General features: G+C 67.1%; 11 protein-coding genes and 1 tRNA gene. 5 read left to right on the top strand and 7 right to left on the bottom strand.

Annotated features, from left to right (window positions below):
* The first annotated feature begins 81 nt into the window (after window positions 1–81).
* Window positions 82–157: transfer RNA gene (locus ACQY5A_RS16625), tRNA-Lys, on the top strand.
* Between the two features lie 51 nt (window positions 158–208).
* Here ACQY5A_RS16625 and ACQY5A_RS16620 read toward each other — a convergent pair.
* The gene (locus ACQY5A_RS16620) at window positions 209–361 is read right to left on the bottom strand and encodes a hypothetical protein (protein WP_428341401.1); all 153 of its coding nucleotides are present in this window, start codon (window positions 359–361) and stop codon (window positions 209–211) included.
* A gap of 137 nt (window positions 362–498) precedes the next feature.
* The gene (locus tag ACQY5A_RS16615; RefSeq protein WP_428341400.1) at window positions 499–1,071 is read right to left on the bottom strand and encodes a TetR family transcriptional regulator; all 573 of its coding nucleotides are present in this window, start codon (window positions 1,069–1,071) and stop codon (window positions 499–501) included.
* A 74-nt stretch (window positions 1,072–1,145) separates the two neighbouring features.
* On the opposite strand from ACQY5A_RS16615, the gene ACQY5A_RS16610 reads away from it, so the two are divergent.
* A complete protein-coding gene (locus ACQY5A_RS16610) occupies window positions 1,146–2,006 on the top strand; it encodes a lysophospholipid acyltransferase family protein (RefSeq protein WP_428341544.1) in 861 nt (286 codons plus the stop codon).
* A gap of 8 nt (window positions 2,007–2,014) precedes the next feature.
* On the opposite strand, the gene ACQY5A_RS16605 is transcribed toward ACQY5A_RS16610, so the two are convergent.
* Complete coding sequence (locus ACQY5A_RS16605) at window positions 2,015–2,242, bottom strand: DUF3618 domain-containing protein (RefSeq protein WP_428341399.1); 228 nt, start codon at window positions 2,240–2,242, stop codon at window positions 2,015–2,017.
* Between the two features lie 118 nt (window positions 2,243–2,360).
* Between ACQY5A_RS16605 and bcp the strand changes: the two genes are divergently transcribed.
* From bcp to chrA, 3 genes are all read left to right on the top strand, one after another.
* The gene (gene bcp / locus ACQY5A_RS16600) at window positions 2,361–2,834 is read left to right on the top strand and encodes a thioredoxin-dependent thiol peroxidase (protein WP_428341398.1); all 474 of its coding nucleotides are present in this window, start codon (window positions 2,361–2,363) and stop codon (window positions 2,832–2,834) included.
* 80 nt (window positions 2,835–2,914) lie between these two features.
* Window positions 2,915–3,694 (top strand): VIT1/CCC1 transporter family protein, encoded by a 780-nt coding sequence (locus ACQY5A_RS16595; RefSeq protein WP_428341397.1) that lies wholly within the window; start codon window positions 2,915–2,917, stop codon window positions 3,692–3,694.
* A complete protein-coding gene (chrA, locus tag ACQY5A_RS16590; RefSeq protein WP_428341396.1) occupies window positions 3,694–4,854 on the top strand; it encodes a chromate efflux transporter in 1,161 nt (386 codons plus the stop codon). The genes ACQY5A_RS16595 and chrA overlap by 1 nt, the downstream gene beginning before the upstream one ends.
* On the opposite strand, the gene ACQY5A_RS16585 is transcribed toward chrA, so the two are convergent.
* The 4 genes from ACQY5A_RS16585 to ACQY5A_RS16570 all read right to left on the bottom strand — a co-directional run bounded on the left by ACQY5A_RS16585 (window position 4,851) and on the right by ACQY5A_RS16570 (window position 17,704).
* The gene (locus tag ACQY5A_RS16585; protein ID WP_428341395.1) at window positions 4,851–6,185 is read right to left on the bottom strand and encodes a dipeptidase; all 1,335 of its coding nucleotides are present in this window, start codon (window positions 6,183–6,185) and stop codon (window positions 4,851–4,853) included. The genes chrA and ACQY5A_RS16585 overlap by 4 nt on opposite strands.
* A gap of 57 nt (window positions 6,186–6,242) precedes the next feature.
* A complete protein-coding gene (gene acpS, locus ACQY5A_RS16580) occupies window positions 6,243–6,635 on the bottom strand; it encodes a holo-ACP synthase AcpS (protein ID WP_428341394.1) in 393 nt (130 codons plus the stop codon).
* A 78-nt stretch (window positions 6,636–6,713) separates the two neighbouring features.
* On the bottom strand, window positions 6,714–15,977 hold the full coding sequence (locus ACQY5A_RS16575; RefSeq protein ID WP_428341393.1) for a fatty acid synthase subunit beta domain-containing protein: 9,264 nt from the start codon (window positions 15,975–15,977) through the stop codon (window positions 6,714–6,716).
* Window positions 15,978–16,480: 503 nt separating this feature from the next.
* Window positions 16,481–17,704, bottom strand: a complete 1,224-nt coding sequence (locus ACQY5A_RS16570) for a low temperature requirement protein A (RefSeq protein WP_428341543.1) — start codon at window positions 17,702–17,704, stop codon at window positions 16,481–16,483.
* Between the last annotated feature and the right edge of the window lie 110 nt (window positions 17,705–17,814).

Raw genomic sequence — 17,814 nt, 5'->3', positions numbered from 1 at the left:
GGCGATCGACGCCCGGCTCGACGATTTCGTCCGTCGGCAGAATGGCTGTTATTGTCTCAAACGCGGTCCAGCAGGACGCACGCGCCGTTAGCTCAGTTGGTAGAGCAGCTGACTCTTAATCAGCGGGTCCGGGGTTCGAAACCCTGACGGCGCACCACCAAAGCTCGTTGCGGGACTTGCCGGCACGGGTAGCGCAGCCCGACGGCGGTCAGGACATATCCTCGGCCCACTCGATATGCCCCTCGAAGCCAAGATCCCTCGCCATGTCCCGATAGCGATCCCGGAACTGCCCGTAGGACACGGCATCGCCGTGAGCCCGGGCCAAGAGCGCCCGCAGCCGCATCAGCCAGATGTCGCGCATGGCGAAGCCGCGGTCGGCCAGCCGATCGGTCGATCATGGCCTCCGCCAACCGCTTGATCGCGGCCGCGGCTTCCGCCAAATCGCCCTCGGCTCGCCGCTCGAGCAGTGTTTCCACGAGGGCACCCTCTCGTCGCGAATCATCTTGCCGGGGTGATGATCCGACGGGCCGCTTCCACGGCGGCCGCGCGTCGGGCCGCGACGATCGCCGGATCGGCAGCCAACGCATCGGAATGCGGCGATTGAGCCCACGCCAGCCCGATTCCGAAAAGCAGCACCAGCAGGTCCATGGGTTCCCATTCCGCATCCACCTGCCCGGCGGTTTGCGCCGCCTCAATGACACCGACGTCGCGCTGCGTAATCGATCCACCGCTGTCGACGGAAGGGGGCTCGATCACCAATCCTTCGAGATTGGCCCACGTCATCATGCGTAGGTGCTCAGGGCGACGGCACGCCAAGTCGTAGATGTCTCCGACAAATTCCGGAACCGCGTCGCCGCGTAGTGTCACCGCGGCGAAGAACTCCGCCATATCGGCGGCAACCACGCCGCGAAACAGCGCCTCTTTATCGGTGAAGTGGGCGTAGAGGCGCTCTTTGCTGGCCGCCGCGGATTTCGCAATCCGGTCGATCCTGGCGCCGGCCAGCCCGAATTGAGCGAACTCGGATCGAGCCGCAGCCAAGATCGTTTCCCGCAACTCTGTGGTGGTTCGCACAGCAAGATACTAACCATACGAACTAGTTCGTTTGATACATTGGTGGGATGCCGCCACATGCAGCCGACCTGGCCATGAATCAGCCGACCGACCCGGAAGCGGCGTCGCATCCATCGCGACGGGCGCAGAGCCTGCGCTCCGCGTTGGATGGGCTACAGGGCCGGATCGCTCCCCTCATCGACCTGACCCGGCCGTATGTGAATGGCCTGAATGGGTTGCCGGCCGACGGACGGTTTCTGTTGGTGGGCAACCACACTCAGTTCATCGGCGGCGAAGTTCTGTTGATCCCACACTTTGTGCGACGCGCGATCGGAACTCGCGTGCGCACCCTGGCGGATCGTCGAATCGGAGAACGTCCGGGCTTTAGCCGCGACCTGATGACCGCTTACGGCGGCGTGGTCGGCGCGCCCGATGCGGCGCGAGAACTCATGCGCAACCGTGAGACCGTCCTGGTGTTTCCGGGTGGAGGCCGCGAGATAGCGAAATTCAAAGGCGAGGAATACCAGCTGAATTGGACCGGACGGGCCGGATTTGCCCGCATCGCGGCGGAGAACGGCTACCCGATAGTCCCGGTCGGACTGGTCGGCGGCGACGATGTTTACAAGAGCCTGTTCACCCGCGACAGTGTGATGGGCCGGCTCACTCAGAAGGTCAGCACCAGGCTGTCGGGCAACTCCGACATGGCGATGCCGGTGATGCGAGGCGTTGGGCCCACCCTGATTCCCCGCCCCCAGCGGATGTACTTGCAATTCGGGCAGCCGATCGAGACGACACGTCCGAAACGCATAACGGTCGACAAATGGGTCGCGTCGGTAAAAGAGCGAACCCAAGATTCACTCGAATCAATCCTCGACGCGCTGTTGGAGATTCGCGCCGCGGACCCGTTCCGCGAACTGAACCCGCTGGCGTGGACGAGGGCCGTCCAGGCCAGCTGAACCGCCGTCTACTTGTTGCGAATCCGGCGCACAGCCACAGCGACGGCGAGTGCCGCAATGCCGGCCAGCGACACCACCACGGCGGGCTTCCTGACGAATCCGATCGCCCGGGCCTTAGCGTCGTCGGCCAGTCGGCGGGGGTTGGCCCGCACAGCCAGCGAGTCGACGGTCGACGCGAGCTGGTCGCGGGCCTTATCGATCTCCTGCTTGATGGTGTCGGGATCCCGCTCCGCCACGCTCGTCCTCCCTGTCGTCGGCGAACCCGGACCAGGCGCGGTCTAGGTTGGTGCCTGCCGACCTACCCTAGATCAGCCGGCACTCATCCCACTTGCCGGTGAACAGAAAGGCAGCTCCGTGACCGACACCACACGCCTCGCGCCGGGCGACAAAGCGCCCACCTTCACCCTTCCCGACGCCGACGGCAAAAATGTTTCGCTCGCCGACTACAAGGGCCGTCGCGTGATCGTCTACTTCTACCCCGCCGCCGCCACGCCCGGCTGCACCAAGCAGGCCTGCGACTTCCGCGACAGCCTGAGCGAACTCAGTGGCGCCGGCCTCGACGTCATCGGCATCTCCCCCGACAAGCCGGCGAAGCTGGCGAAGTTCCGCGATGCCGAGAAGCTGACGTTCCCGCTGTTGTCCGATCCCGAACGCAAGGTGCTAGCGGCCTACGGCGCGTTCGGTGAGAAGAAGATGTACGGCAAGACAGTTCAGGGCGTGATCCGTTCGACGTTCGTCGTCGACGAGAAGGGCAAGATCGCTGAGGCGCAGTACAACGTCAAGGCAGCCGGACACGTCGCCAAGCTGCGCCGCGAGCTGTCTGTCTAGCGCCAGACCCTACGAATGAGCAGGTTTGACAAGCCTGCCCTTGCTGGCATCACGCGCGATTTTGCACTTCACTTGTCCGCATGGCGGACGATCGGTTACAGCACTCCCGTCGGTCGAAACAGATCCAACGGCAGCTGGATTCGACGGGCGACGAGCTGACCCACAACGCCGAGCCGCACGCCAGCAGTCTGTCCCGGCGCCTGAACTGGTTGCGCGCGGGCGTTTTAGGTGCCAACGACGGGATCGTCTCCGTCGCCGGTGTTGTGGTCGGAGTCGCCGGCGCCTCCACATTGCGCGGCCCTATCTTCACGGCGGGGCTGGCGGCGTTGGTGGCCGGTGCCGTCTCGATGGCCCTCGGCGAGTTTGTCTCCGTCTCGAGCCAGCGCGATAGTGAAACCTCGCAGCTGGCATTGGAACAGCGCGAACTGCGGCATAGCCCCGAGGCCGAACTGGCAGAACTGGCCTCGATCTACCAATGTCGAGGTCTCTCGCCCCAGACCGCAGCGCAGGTAGCCCGAGAGCTGACCACGCACGACGCGCTCACGGCGCATGCCCACGCCGAACTCAACATCGACCCGGACGAACTGGCCAACCCCTGGCAGGCCGCAGCAGCGTCGGCATCGGCATTCACCGTCGGGGCGCTCTTGCCGTTGGCCGCCATCCTGCTGCCACCGGCGTCTTGGCGCGTACCCGTCACGTTCACCGCGGTGGTCGCCGCGCTCGCCGTCACCGGCGCACTGGGCGCCCGGATCGGCCGCGCACGCCCAGGGCGCGCCGTACTGCGCGTCGTGCTCGGTGGCGCGGCGGGGCTGATGCTCACCTACGGCATAGGCCACCTCTTCGGCACTGCCCTGGGATAATGACAACGCGTCCGAATTTAGCTGTGCTGCTACGGGAATGGGGCCGCCTCGGCTGCGTCGGTTTCGGTGGGCCGCCGACCCACATCAGGTTGTTGCGCGATTTGTGCGTGACGCGCGAGAGGTGGTTGTCTCCGGTCGAATTCGAGGACGCCGTGGCTGCCTGCAATTTGCTGCCCGGCCCCGCGTCGACTCAGCTGGCGATCTATTGCGCGTGGCGGATGCGCGGAGCTCTTGGTGCTCTGGTGGGTGGTGCCGCGTTCATCGTCCCCGGCCTGCTTCTCATCCTGGGCCTTGCTGCCCTTTTCCTGGGGCGTCCGCCTGCGCCGGTCCTGGCAGCCGGGGCGGGAGCAGGCTCAGCGGTGGCCGCGGTCGCAGTCAGCACCGCGGCATCGCTCGTGCCGGCGAGCTGGCGTCGCGCCGGTGACGAAGGCCGGCCCACTCAGTGCCGCTGGACGACGTACCTGGCTGCCGGTGTGGCGGGTGCGGTGGCACTCGGTCCGTGGCTGGTGCTGGTCTTGCTGTCGTGTGGCTTGATCGAGCTCGGCCTGCGTTGCGCACACTTTCGCCAAGGCCCTTTATCCGTCGCGCCGATGCCGTTCCTCGCGACCGGCGTTGTGAGCCTCGGGACAATGGCCTCGCTCAGCTGGACGGCGTTCAAGGTGGGCGCGCTGTCGTACGGCGGCGGATTCGTCATCATCCCGCTGATGCAAAACGACGCAGTCCATGTCAACCGCTGGATGACTGGGGCCCAGTTCTTGAACGCCGTTGCGCTCGGCCAAATTACGCCCGGACCGGTGGTGCAGACCGTCGCAGTCGTCGGATATGCGGCTGCTGGCATCGGCGGCGGTCTTCTGGCCGCGGCCGTCGCGTTCAGCCCGTCCTTCGTGTTCGTACTCGTGGGGGCACGACACTTCGAACTACTCCGGAGCAGCCCCGCCACCCGTGGATTTCTCGATGGCGCCGGACCTGCTGCGATCGGCGCAATCCTCGGCTCAGCGCTGACTCTCGCGCGAACCCTGTCTCAGCCGTGGCAGTTCTTCGTCTTGGCTGTCGCAGCCGTGTTACTTCTGGTCCTGCGACGGGGAGTCGTGATGACGTTGCTTGTCGCAGGACTGACCGGGATCGTTTTAGTCGGCACAGGCCTGCCGTTACCCCACTAGGGCGAGTAGGCCACGTTCGCCAGTAGCAGCGCCTCGGCGGTCGCGGCGCGCTCCAGCACGCCCAGATCCAGGCTCTCGTTGATGCTGTGCGCCTGCGTCGCCGGGTCTTCCACGCCGGTGACCAGGATCGCCGCGTTCGGGTAGGCCGCCGCGAACTCGGCGATGAACGGGATCGATCCGCCCATCCCCATGTCGACCGGCTCGGCTCCCCACGCCTGCCGAAACGCGGCTCGCGCGGCGTCATACACCGGCCCCGTCGCGTCGATGGCGTAGGGCTGACCGATGTCGCCGGGCGTCACGATCACCTGAGCGCCCCACGGTGCGTGCTGCTCCAGATGCGCGATCAGCGCGTCCAGATGCGCGGCCGCATCGCCGCCGGGAGCGACCCGCATACTCACTTTGGCGCGAGCGCGCGGAATCAGCGTATTCGACGATGCCGCAATCGAAGTGGTGTCGATGCCGATCACCGTGATCGCCGGCTTGGCCCACATCCGTTGCGGTACCGAGCCGGAACCGATCTCGCTCACCCCGTCCAGCAATCCCGACTCGGACCGCACCCGATCAGTTGGGTAATCGACTGCAGCGGCGATGCTTTGATGCAGACCGGCCACGGCGACGCTGCCGTCGTCGTTGTGCAAGCTGGCCAGCAGGCGGGTCAGCACCATCAGCGCGTCGGGTACCACCCCGCCCCACAGACCGGAGTGCAGGCCGTGGTCGAGGGTGGCTACTTCGACCACGCAATCGGCGAGCCCGCGCAGCGACACCGTCAGCGCCGGCACCTCGACGCTCCAGTTGTCCGAGTCGGCGATGACGATCACGTCGGCCTCGAGTGCTTCGCGATGGGCGGCAAGTAGGCGACCCAGCGACGGCGACCCCGACTCCTCTTCGCCTTCTACGAAGACCGTCACCCCGACCGGCGGATTGCCATCGTGCGCCCGAAACGCCGCCAAATGCGTTGCGATACCTGCCTTGTCGTCGGCGCTGCCGCGCCCGTAGAGCCGGCCGTTGCGTTCGGTCGGCTCGAAAGGCGGCGACGCCCACTGATCGGGATTGCCTTCGGGCTGCACGTCGTGGTGGGCGTACAGCAACACGGTCGGCGCGCCGGGCGGTGCGGGGTGCCGTGCGATCACCGCCGGCGCGCCGCCCTCGCTGACAATCTGCACGTCAGCAAAACCGGCTTGCGACAACAGGTCTGCGGTGGCTTGGGCGCTGCGGTGCACCTGGTCGCGGCGGGCCGGGTCGGCCCACACCGACTGGATGCGCACCAGGTCTTCCAGATCCTCACGCACCGACGGCAACAACTCGCGTACGCGTTCGACCAGATCGCTCATAGTCGTCCAGGCTAGCGGTACTGCGTCCCGCCGAGATCGACGCCACCTTGCGAAATGCTAAGGCAGTTCCAGGATGGCGACCGCCGCCGCGGTGTCGGCTTCGTGCGTCAGCGACACGTGGATCGTCACATCCTTGAGATGCGCGGCGATATCACCGGTCAGCCGCACCTTGGGCCGGCCCCACATGTCAGTGATCACCTCGATGTCGCGATGAATGTCCTCGCGCAACACCGGTCGTTGGGAGAACCGCGATCCAGACCAGGCCTTGATCACCGCTTCCTTGGCCGCCCAGCGCGCCGCCAGGTGGCGTGCCGCCGACGAACTCTTGTCCGAGGCATCCCGCCGTTCACCGGGAGTGAAAGTTTCGGCGAAGACGGTTCCGGGTTGGTCGACCTGCTCGGCGAATTCAGTAATGGAGACAAGGTCTATCCCTACTCCAACGATGCTCATTGGTGCCACTCCTCGATGCCGGCTGCGCCGGCACCATCGTCATCGGCACGGCTCATCAATTACGAACCTATCGGATGCTCACTGCAGGTAGACATCGTCGTCGCCCAATCGCGCGTTCACGTCGAGCAACATCGCCGATTCCTGCCGCTTCTCGGATCCCTCGTGGTCGAAGCGACGGTCGGCGGGCCGCTCGTACATCGGGCGGCCGCCCGCGATCGCCGACGCCAGTCGGCGCTGTCCGGCCAGCAGTCGGGCGTCCGCCCTGCGCTGGTAGTCCGCCCGCTGCTCGGCGCCCAGCGTGGCCAGGAAGGCCTCGGGGTGCACCAGCGCGACCAAGCCGGACACGTGGCCGAACCCAAGGCTGGTCACCAGACCGGCCTTCAGCGGGAACTTCTTCCCCAGCCGGAGCGTGTCGCGGACCCAGACGAAGTGCGCCGAGTCGGCGAGCTCGTCGTCGACGCAGTCCAGGCTGCGGTTCGGCGGTATGACCCCGTCGCGCAGGATCTGGCACAGGCCCATCATCTGGAAGACCGCCGCACCACCCTTGGCGTGCCCGGTGAGGCTCTTCTGCGACACGATGAACAGCGGCGCCCCGTCGGAGCGGCCCATCGAATCAGCAAGCCGCTCATGCAGTTCGGTCTCGTTGGGATCGTTGGCCAACGTCGAGGTGTCGTGCTTGGAGATCACCGCGACATCGTCGGCGCCGACTCCCAGCTTGGCCAGCGACCGGGCCAGCGGCGAATCCTTGCCGCCCCGTCCGGCTCCCAGCGCACCGAGACCCGGAGCCGGGATCGAGGTGTGCACGCCGTCGGCGAACGACTGCGCGTAACCCACCACCGCCAGCACCGGCAGACCCATCTTCACCGCGAGATCACCGCGGGCCAACAGGATGGTGCCACCGCCCTGGGCTTCCAGGAACCCGAGCCGGCGCCGGTCGTTGGGACGGGAGAACTTCGCGTCGCTGATACCGCGGCCGCGCATCGCGGCGGTGTCGGCAGTGGCGGCCATGTCACCGAAGCCGATGATGGCCTCCAGCGTCAGGTCGTCGAACCCGCCCGCGACCACCAGTTCGGCCTTGCCGAGGCGGATCTTGTCCATGCCCTCCTCGACCGAGACCGCCGCGGTGGCGCATGCGCCGACCGGGTGGATCATCGCGCCGTAACTGCCGACATAGGACTGAATCACATGTGCGGCAACGACGTTGGGCAGCACCTCTTGCAGGATGTCGTTCGGCTTGTTGCGGCCGAGCAGGTTGCCGTGATACATCGTCTGCATCGACGTCATGCCGCCCATGCCGGTGCCCTGGGTGCTGGCGACCAGGCCCGGGTGCACCCAACGCATCAGCTCGGTCGGGGTGAAGCCTGACGACAGGAACGCATCGACGGTCGCCACGATGTTCCACAGCGCCACCCGGTCGACCGAGCTGGCCATGTCCTGGCTGATGCCGAACACGGTCGGGTCGAACCCGGTCGGGATCTGCGCACCGACGGTCCGCGACAGCTTGGTCTTGCGCGGCACGCGAATCTCGGTGCCCGCCTTGCGGGTTACCTGCCAGTCGCTGGAGCCCGGAATTGGCCGGACCACCGTGTGCTCGGCGTCGAACTGGGCGAAGCCGCGGGCGTCGGCTTCCGAGGAGACGACGAACGTGAAGTCCTTGTCCAGGAACACGCTCACCATCAACGGCGATGCGTGATCAGGGTCGATCGCGCCGTCATCAACAAATTCGCGAACTCCCACCCGCTCGACCACGGCGTCGTGATAGCGCTCGATCAACTCGGCCTCGTCGATCAGGTCACCGGAGGCGACGTCATACCAGCCGGGCGTCGGATCCTCTTCCCACGTGATCAACCCAGTGGTCCAAGCCAATTCGAGTACACCGGCGGCCGACAGTTCGTTGTCGACCTCCATCTCGAAGCGGGTCCGCGACGAGCCGTACGGGCCGAGTTCGGCACCACCGACGATGACCACCAACTCGGACGGGTCGAGGTCGAGGTGGTTCCACGCCGGCGGGGGTGCCGGGTTGAAGCCGCGCGGCGGTGACGGCAGCGCGGGGATGGTTCCATCGTCCGCGGCATCGTCGGCCCCATCTTCGGCGGTACTCGCCGAACGCTCCTCACGGGCCTTGGCAGCGAGATCGGCCATGTCCAGGTCGACGTCGCCGAGACCACCGGTGAAGTCTACCTTGATGGGTGTGGCCGCGGCGGCGGTCCTGGACTCGGTGTCGCAGAGCCCCAGCAGCATGCCGGCCATCTCATCGGTGGAATACGTTGTGACACCGGCCTCTTCGACGGCGCTGACGATCGCGTCGTTGTGCCCCATCAGGCCCGTGCCGCGAGTCCACCCGATCAGCGCATGGGCCAGGCTGACCCGATGCGCCCACGACGACTCGGCTCCCCAGCGGGTCACCAAGGCGTCCAACGCCGACTTCGCTTCACCGTAGGCGCCGTCACCACCGAACATGCCGCGGTTCGGCGAGCCCGGCAGCACCACATGAAGGCGTGAGGCGATGTCACGCTCGGCGCCGATCTTGGACAGGCCGCCGATCAGCCGCTGCACGGCCCACAGCAGCACCTTCATTTCCATCTCCGAGCGCGCACCGGCCTCGGACAGATCGCCGACCACCCGCGGCGCCGCGAACGGGAACAGCAGTGTCGGGGTTTGCGCGTTCTTGATGTGAATCGACTGCGGCCCAAGGCTTTCGGACTGCTCGTTACCGATCCACTCGGCGAGCGCATCAATGTCGGAGTAGGACGCCATGTTGGCCGCCACCACCCACAGCGAGGCGCCGAAGCGGGCGTGGTCGCGGTAGAGATTCCGGTAGAACGCCAGCCGCTCGTCATCGAGCTTCGAGGTCGTGGCGATGACGGTGGCACCGCCATCGAGCAGCTTGCCGACCACCGACGCGGCGATCGAGCCTTTCGACGCACCGGTCACCACGGCAACCTCGGTGTGGAACGGGCCGCTGTCCGGGTTCTCCGCGCCGGCCGCGATCCGGCCGTACAGCGACGCGTGGATCTGACGTCCGGCCGCCAGGGCCTTGCCCTGCCACCAGGTCGCCTGTGTCGCCACCACGTGGCCGGCTCCCTCGAAACGCTCTGAGAGCCTTGCCCAGTCGGCGTTGGCTTCGTCGTCCTCGATCAGCCACAGCTTGACCAGGTCTTCGCGCGCGCTGGCCCATCGGTCGTCGAACACCACGGCCTTCTTGCCGTCGAACGCCGGTGCCACCAACCGCGGCCAGTCGGCGCCCAGTTCGGCGGTCACCAGGTCGATCAGGTCGGCATCGGTGGCCGCCGGCGGAGCGCTGACCTGCTCGTCGAGGCCGAGCTGGCCAAGGACCAAGCGGGCCGCCGAGGCGAGCACGCCGTCGCGGCCGGTGATCTGCTCGGTGAACTCGCCGAGCGCGGCCGCATCGACGGTCGCGCCGCCGCCGCCACCGCTGGACGGCAGCGCCACCGCGATGCCGCGACGGGAGGCCACAGACGTGACGGCAGCGTCGATGACGCTGTCGACCGCGGCGGTGTCAGCCAGCGCACCCTCGTGCAGGTTGCCCAGTGAACCGCCGCGAACGCTGGTTCCCTCGCGGGTGCCGAGCGCGACCTCGACCGTGACGTGCTTAACCCAGCCTTCGCCCAGCTCCCAGGTCTTGGTCACCCGCTCGGCAATCGCGGCGGGCCGCTTTCCGGACGGGCCGAGGATGGTACGCAGCTGGTCGTTGATCGCGTCGGAAAGCACTGGCCCGTAAGGCTTGTAGGTGCGTGCCAACTTGGTGACCTGCGCCCGCAAACCGGCCAGGTCGGCCTCGGCGGCGCCGTCGATGGCGCCGAGGTTCAGCTCGGAACCCAAGTCGACCAGCAACTGGTTACGTCGCGACGACGCGCCGTCGGTGATGGACTCGATGGAGTCCAATTGCTCGATCTGGTCGATGCGCATCTTGGCTGACAGCGCGATCAGCGCCAGCGTCGCGTCGGCGGCATCGAACCCGATGTCGTCGGGGCGCGGAGCACCCGACGGAGCTCCGGCGCCAGCCGGAGCGACGGCGGGTGCGACATTGGGGCTGGGTGCACCCTCCGGCGCGACAGCGTCGGAATCCGAAGCCTCTTCAAGCAAATCTTCCGGTTCAGGGTCGGTGTCGGTGGCGAACAGCACCGCCGCGTCGCGCTCGGCGTTGAGCACTTCCACTGTGCTGTGGGCATATTCGGGCAGCTTGAGGGTGTTGGTGGCCAGCCCGGCGACGGTCGGTGCCGACTTCACGCCGATCTCGACGAACCGCTCCACACCCAGACCGCCGGCGGCCTCTTCGGTGAACAGCAGATCCTGGGTCTCGATCCAGCGGACCGGGCTGGCGAACTGCCAGGCCAGTAGCTCGATGATCAGCGTGCGCGCCAGGTCGAACGGGCGCTCGTTGCGCCAGTGGTCGTAGTTCTCCAGGATCTCGTCCAGCGGCTCGGCAGGCACCAGATCCCGGATCTCTTGGATGAAGTCGCGGTCCATGCTGAACGGCCGCGGCACCAGGTTAGGGATGTAGCGCCCGATGATCATGCTGGCGTCTTTGCCCCGCGGCATGGCCCGTTCCAGCGAGCGGCGGAACTCGGCGACGCCGACCCGCAGCACCTCGGAGTGGAACGGCACGTCGATACCCGGCACCAGAATGAAAGACCGCTTACCGCCGGAGATTTCGCGACGTCGCTCGACCTCGGCCTCCAGCTCTTCTAATCCGCGGACCGTGCCGGCGATTGCGTACTGCGCGCCGCGCAGGTTGAAGTTGACGATCTGCAGGAACTCCCCGGTGCGCCGGGAGATCTCCTCGACGAACTCCGGCACGTCGGCATCGTCGAGATCGATCTGCGACGGCCGGATCGCGGCCAGCCGGTAGTTGGACCGGCCGAGCTCGTCGCGCGGCACGATGTCGTGCATGTTTGATCCACGCTGGAACACCGTCTCCAGCAACGCTTCCAACCCGTAGACGTCGCTCACGCAGGCCAGCGCGGTGTACTCACCGACCGAGTGTCCACAGGCGATCGCGTCTTCCACGAAGGCGCCCTGCTCGCGCATCTCGGCGACCTGCGCCGCGGCCACCGTCGCCATCGCGACCTGAGTGAACTGCGTCAGGTACAGCACTCCCTCGGGGTGGTTGTAGTGCACGCCGCTGGCGGTAAGGGTGGTCGGGTTGTCCCGCACCACATTCAGAATCGAGAAGCCCAGCGTCCCGCGGGTGTACTTGTCCGCGTCGTCCCAGATCTTGCGGGCCCTCTTGGAGCGAGCGCGGACGTCCATGCCCATGCCCTTGTGCTGGACACCCTGGCCGGGGAATGCGTAGACGGTCTTCGGCGCGGCCAGTCGCGCGGTCGCCGACATCACCAGATCCGAGCCGATCCGCGCGGCGACCTCCAAAACCTCTGCGCCCTGGTCGATTCCGACGCGATCAACACGGAAGTCCACCTGGTCGCCGGGGCGCACCATGCCGAGGAAGCGCGCCGTCCAGCCGATCAGCCGGGCTGGTGGCCGGGCCTGACCGTCGGTGGCGGTCACCACGTGCTGCGCCGCGGCCGACAGCCACATGCCGTGCACGATAGGCGAGTCGAGACCCGCCAGCAGTGCGGCCGCCCGGTCGGTGTGGATCGGGTTGTGGTCACCGGAGACCACCGCGAATGGCCGCATGTCGACCGGAGCGGTGAGCGTGACGTCGCGACGGCGGCGCCGCGGGGTGTCCGTGGCGTTCTCCGAGACCGCGCCGCCGGCCCGCACTGGGTCGGTCAATTCGCCGGGCCCGGTGCGGCCACGGATCGCGAACCGCTCCTCCATGGTGGCCAGAACCGTGCGATCCGCACCGGCAACGGTCACCGAAATCGGGACGACCCGGCCGACTTCGGTGTCGGTGGCAACCGAAGCCGTTGCGGTGACGATCAATTCGGCCGGCACCTTCGGTAGCGCGGCAACCAGATGAGCGGCGTGGTCCAGATGCACCAGGCTCAACAGACCCTCGACGACCGGGACGCCCGCGCCGGTGACGGCGGAGCCGATGGCCGCGAAGACCGCCGGCCAGCACCGGCCGACCAACGCGTCCGGCACGGTGGTCAGGGTGGGCGCCAGCAGGTCGCCGAAGATCGCGGTGACCCCGGTGTGGTCGGCGACCCGCTCGGGGTCCCACTGAACCGTGACGGTCGCGGTGCCATTGTGCACCCGCGGCAACGTCTCGGGGCTGTCGGCGCCGGCGGCGATCGCCAGCACCGAACGCATGGCCTCGATCGCGTCCTTGGTCCGGATCACCGGGATCGCGCCGTCAACTGTGTTGGCGGGCAAGCTGAATCGGATGTCGATCCACACACCGGCGATCGGCACACTCAGCACCACCTGGTCGGCACCGTCCACGGTGACCGCCTGCAGACGCGCCCCGGTGGACGAGTGGGTGGCTCGCGGCTCTTCGGGCCCGCCGAAATCGCCGTGCACCTGCCAGTCGGCGGGGTCGGCGATGCGGTGCACCGGGTTGATGGCAACGCGGCCGGCCCACAACACATCCGGGGCGTCGAGGACGGTGGCCAGCGGACCGCGCACATCGGTGCGGCCCTGGCGGCGCGCGGTGACCGGCGTCGGGGTCGCGCCCGCGGCGATCACGTCATCGACCGCGGCTTGCTCGAAACGGTCCAGCAGCGCGCCGACGGGCTCGTCGAGCCGGGTGATGCCGGCGACCGCGGCGGTGCCGGGGATGATGCAGACCTGGTCGGCGTCGTAGCGGGCGTCATGGGCCTGCCACAGCGAATCGCTTCGCCACCAACGACGTACGTCCTCGTCGATCACCGGGACGAAGTTCACCGGCTTGCCCGGCGTCTTGCACTGCGTGACGAAGAACGGCACGTCGGCGGGGTGCAGCTGCACAGTCTGCGCGTCCGGGTAGCGGGCGACCAGCGCGTCGACCGCCTCGTCGGGGCGCTCGAGCAGCTCAGAACCGCTGGACGAAGAGAACAAGGTCTCGATGGGTCCGGTGTCCAGCGGGTGCAACCGCGCCTCTGCCCGCTGCAGCATCTGCGCGAATCGGTCGCGCCAGGTGTCGGCCAGCCACGGGCTGCCGGGCGCGGCGGTGTCCGCGGTGCTGTCGCCGTCGCCGATGGTCAGCTCGACATAGCGCTGCAGCCACTGCAGGTAGGTCATGTCGCCGACGTCGCCGAAGTGGGGCTTGGCGGTGTTGGCCATCGCGGCGATGATCTCGTCGCGACGCGCGGCGACCGCGTCGCCGTCTCCGGCGACCTCGTCGAGGAGCCGGCCGCAACGGGACGCGGTGTTGTCGATCTCGTGGATGTCGGCACCAAGCTGGCTGCGGCCAGAAGCCATGCCGCCCTGTGCTTTTCCAGCGCCGACCCAATGGTCGGTGCCACCGATGTCGACCAGCATCTGCTTGACCGACGGCGACGTGGTGGCCTCCAGTGTGGCCATCGCCGCGGTGCCGAGCAGGATGCCGTCGACCGGCATCAGCGGGAAGCCGTACGACTGGGCCCACCGTCCGGACAGGTATTCGGCCGCCTGCTCGGGCGTGCCGATGCCGCCTCCGACACAGACGGTGATGTTGGGCCGCGACCGCAGTTCGGAATAGGTGGCCAGCAGGAGGTCGTCCAGGTCTTCCCACGAGTGGTGGCCACCGGCGCGTCCACCCTCGATGTGCATGATGACCGGCTTGGTCGGCACCTCGGTGGCGATCCGGATGACCGAGCGGATCTGCTCGATGGTGCCCGGCTTGAACACCACGTGCGAGATGCCGATCTCGTTGAGCTCGTCGATGAGCTCGACGGCTTCTTCCAACTCGGGGATGCCGGCGCTGACGACCAGGCCGTCGATCGCCGCACCCGACTGACGGGCCTTTTGCACCAATCGCTTGCCACCGACCTGCAGCTTCCACAGGTACGGGTCGAGGAACAGCGAGTTGAACTGATAGGTGCGACCGGGCTCGAGTAACCCAGCGAGCTGCTCGACGCGGTCGTTGAAGATCGGTTCGGTGACCTGCCCGCCGCCGGCCAGCTCGGACCAGTGCCCGGCGTTGGCCGCGGCGGCAACGATCTTGGCGTCGACGGTGGTCGGGGTCATCCCTGCCAGCAGGATCGGAGACCGGCCGGTCAGCCGGGTGAACTTGGTGGAGAGTTTGACCCGCCCGTCGGGCAGGCTGACCACCGACGGGGCGTAGCTCGACCACGGCCGGGCCACCTCGGGAACTGCGCCGACGGTGAAGAGGTTGCGCTGGCCACCGCGGGTCGCCGCGGGCACGATGCCGACTCCGAGTCCGCGGATGACCGGCGCGGTCAGCCGGGTCAGGATGTCGCCGGGACCCAGGTCGAGGATCCAGCGTGCCCCGGCGTCGTGCACCTGGATCACCTCGTCGACCCAGTCGACCGGCCGGACCAGGATGGCTTCGGCCATGGCGCGGGCCAAGTCGACGTCGATGCCGACTTTGTCGGCCCATTCGCCGACGATGTCGATGCTGTCCGCGAGCCTCGGCGTGTGGAAGCCCACCTCGACCTGAACCACATCGAACACCGGCGCGAATACGTCGCCGCCGCGGACCTTGTTCTTGCGGTCGGCTTCTTCTTTCTCCGAGATCTGCTTGCAGTAGAGCTCGAAGCGCGACAGCTGCTCGGGCGTTCCGGTGATGACGACCGAGCGACGGCCGTTGCGGATGGACAGCACCGGCGGCAGCACGGTCCGGACATCCTGCGAGAAATCCTCGAGCAGTCGGTAGATGCGCTCGGGGTCGGCGTTGCTCACCGACACCATCGGCGAGCGATCGCCGAGCACCGAGATCCCGCGACGGCGCGCGACCAGCGTGCCCGCCGCTCCGATCAGCTGCGCCATCGCCAGCAGCTCGATGTCGCGCGTACCCCCAGCCTTCAGCGCCTCGACGGCCAGGATGCCCTGCGAGTGCCCGACGACAGCCACCGGCGGAGTGGCTATCAGGTCCATGCCCTGCCGGGCCAGGGTGCGGATCGCGGCGATCTGGGTGAGCAGGACGCCGGGCAGCGACACCGCGGCGGAGGTCAGGTGCTTAGCGGAGGGAACCGGGTCTTCGGCTGCCAGCGCCCGCACCCAGCGCAGCGGTTCGAACCCGATCGGTCGCACGACCACCAGCTCGTTGGCCACCGGCTCGAGCAGCAGGTCCACCTCGCCGGCCAACGTCGCCAGCTCGGATTCGATACCGGACGACGACACCAGCTCTTCAAGCGTCTCTAACCACGCGCCGCCCTGGCCGCCGAACGCAACCGCATAAGACTCACCGGCAGTCAAACGATCGACGAGCGCATGAGTATCCGCATTCACTCCGTCGTGATCGGCGGACACTCGATGGTGCTCATAGATCGTCACGTCTGTATCTCCCTATTAGCGCTCGTCGGCTCAGGCGCCGGAGCCGCGCTGCCCCGTAGATATCGTCAAATCCCAATCGAACCCCCGGTCCACGCCTGACCGGGTCTTGGCCGACCCGGCTTTCGCGGGTCACGCCAAAGGGGCGTCATCGGCTGCACTAAGAGTGTCATAAGAAATTGGGAGGTTTCCGGGGGTAATTGGTTACTGGTGAGTACTACGCACGAGTAATGGTGGGCTGGGTAACACTTCACTCAAAGGCCATTGAGAGCGTCCGGACCAAACCTGCTGCGTGCGGGTGGTTACGGTGCAGTAGCTATAACTGCGCAGATCAAAGCAGTATTGTTACCTAATCGTTATCTGGAAAATCTGTGCCATATCGGGCTTCGCGATCCGCCAATGACAAGACGCAGCGGTGCGACTGTTGAGAATCCGGCCCATCCGTTGGCCGACCGGAGTTTGCTGGGACCTTACTTAGGAGTCAGCTTCAGCCCCCCGCGTCGGCATCACAGCCGACGGCCGCCGGATTCCGCGCCTCTGGCGAGCGCCTGCGACGTCCGCTGATGCCCGAGCCACTCGTAACCGACGACGACCGCGGCCGGTGCCGCGGTGACGACCAGCAGACACACCGGAGTCGAGATCCCCGCCGACGCGAGGGCGACCGCGATGCCCAGCACCGACAGCGTGACCAGCACGACGGCCGTATAAAAGCCGTCCCAGGTCCGCGTGAGCAGCAGGTAGGTCCCATAGACCGCGACGACGTAGACCCCGACCGGCACCGCGACCGCGACCACCGTCGCCACCGAGTCGAGCTCGGACCGATGCTCGATGAGGTCCGCGGCCGCGTGCAGCCCGGCGCCGGTGGCAACGATCGAGCCGAACACCGCGATGTGAAGGTAGCCATAGCCGATCGAGCGTTCGCGATGAGCGTGCAGCAGGTGCGCCGCCGGGACCACGAAATACACCCACCACATCCCGAAGGTCAGACCCGTCCCCGCGATCGCCACCAGCACGGCGTCGGTCGTCCACCCGTGCTCGGCGACCATGGCGGACAGCGAGGCGACCGTCCCCACCACGCCCTCGCCCAGCGCAATGATCGTCAGCAGCCCGTTGCGCTCGGCGATGTGGTGAGCATGCCAGGGCGTTCCGCCCCTCCGCTTCTCGGCGAGCAGCGGGCCGCTCACCTCGATGGCGATCATCACCGTGAACAGGACGAAAGTGACATCCACCGAGCTGTTGACGACGGCGATGACGATCCACCCGATCTGCGCGACGGTGATGGTGGCCGCGTAGGTCAGACATGCGGCCTTGCGGCCCGGGTCCTGCATCGCCGCGCGCAGCCACTGGATCACCATCGCCACCCGCATCACCACATACCCGCTGACCAGAACCCGGTTGTCCACGTGGGCGCCGGCGGCGATCGACGAGAACACCTGCGGTATCCCCAGCGCCAGTACCAGGACGCCGACCATCTGCAGCATCGTCGTCAGCCGGTACACCCAGTCGTCGGTGTCGTACGCCGAGGCAAACCAGCTGAAGTTGATCCACGCCCAACAGACCGAGAACGTGGCGAAGCTGAAGCTGATCAGCCCGGCCTCGGCGTGACCGGAGGCCAATGCGTGCGCGAATTGCGACGCGGCGACACCGAAGGCGATGACGAAGGTCAGATCGAACAGCAGCTCCAGCGGCGTCGCCACCCGATGCGGCTCGTGGGGATCTCGTCCCGACATTCGACGGAACCGGTGCGTCCGGACCACGTGGTTCGAATGGCTTGCAGGTTCGCTCACGCGAATATTTTCCTCCGGTCTCAATTAGGTGTCTGCTTCGCACCGCATCCGTT

This window comes from Mycobacterium sp. (assembly GCF_965277065.1).
Classification (GTDB): Bacteria; Actinomycetota; Actinomycetes; order Mycobacteriales; family Mycobacteriaceae; genus Mycobacterium.
The sequence above is the reverse complement of the archived record's forward strand: the minus strand, read 5'-3'. Positions and strand labels throughout refer to the sequence as shown.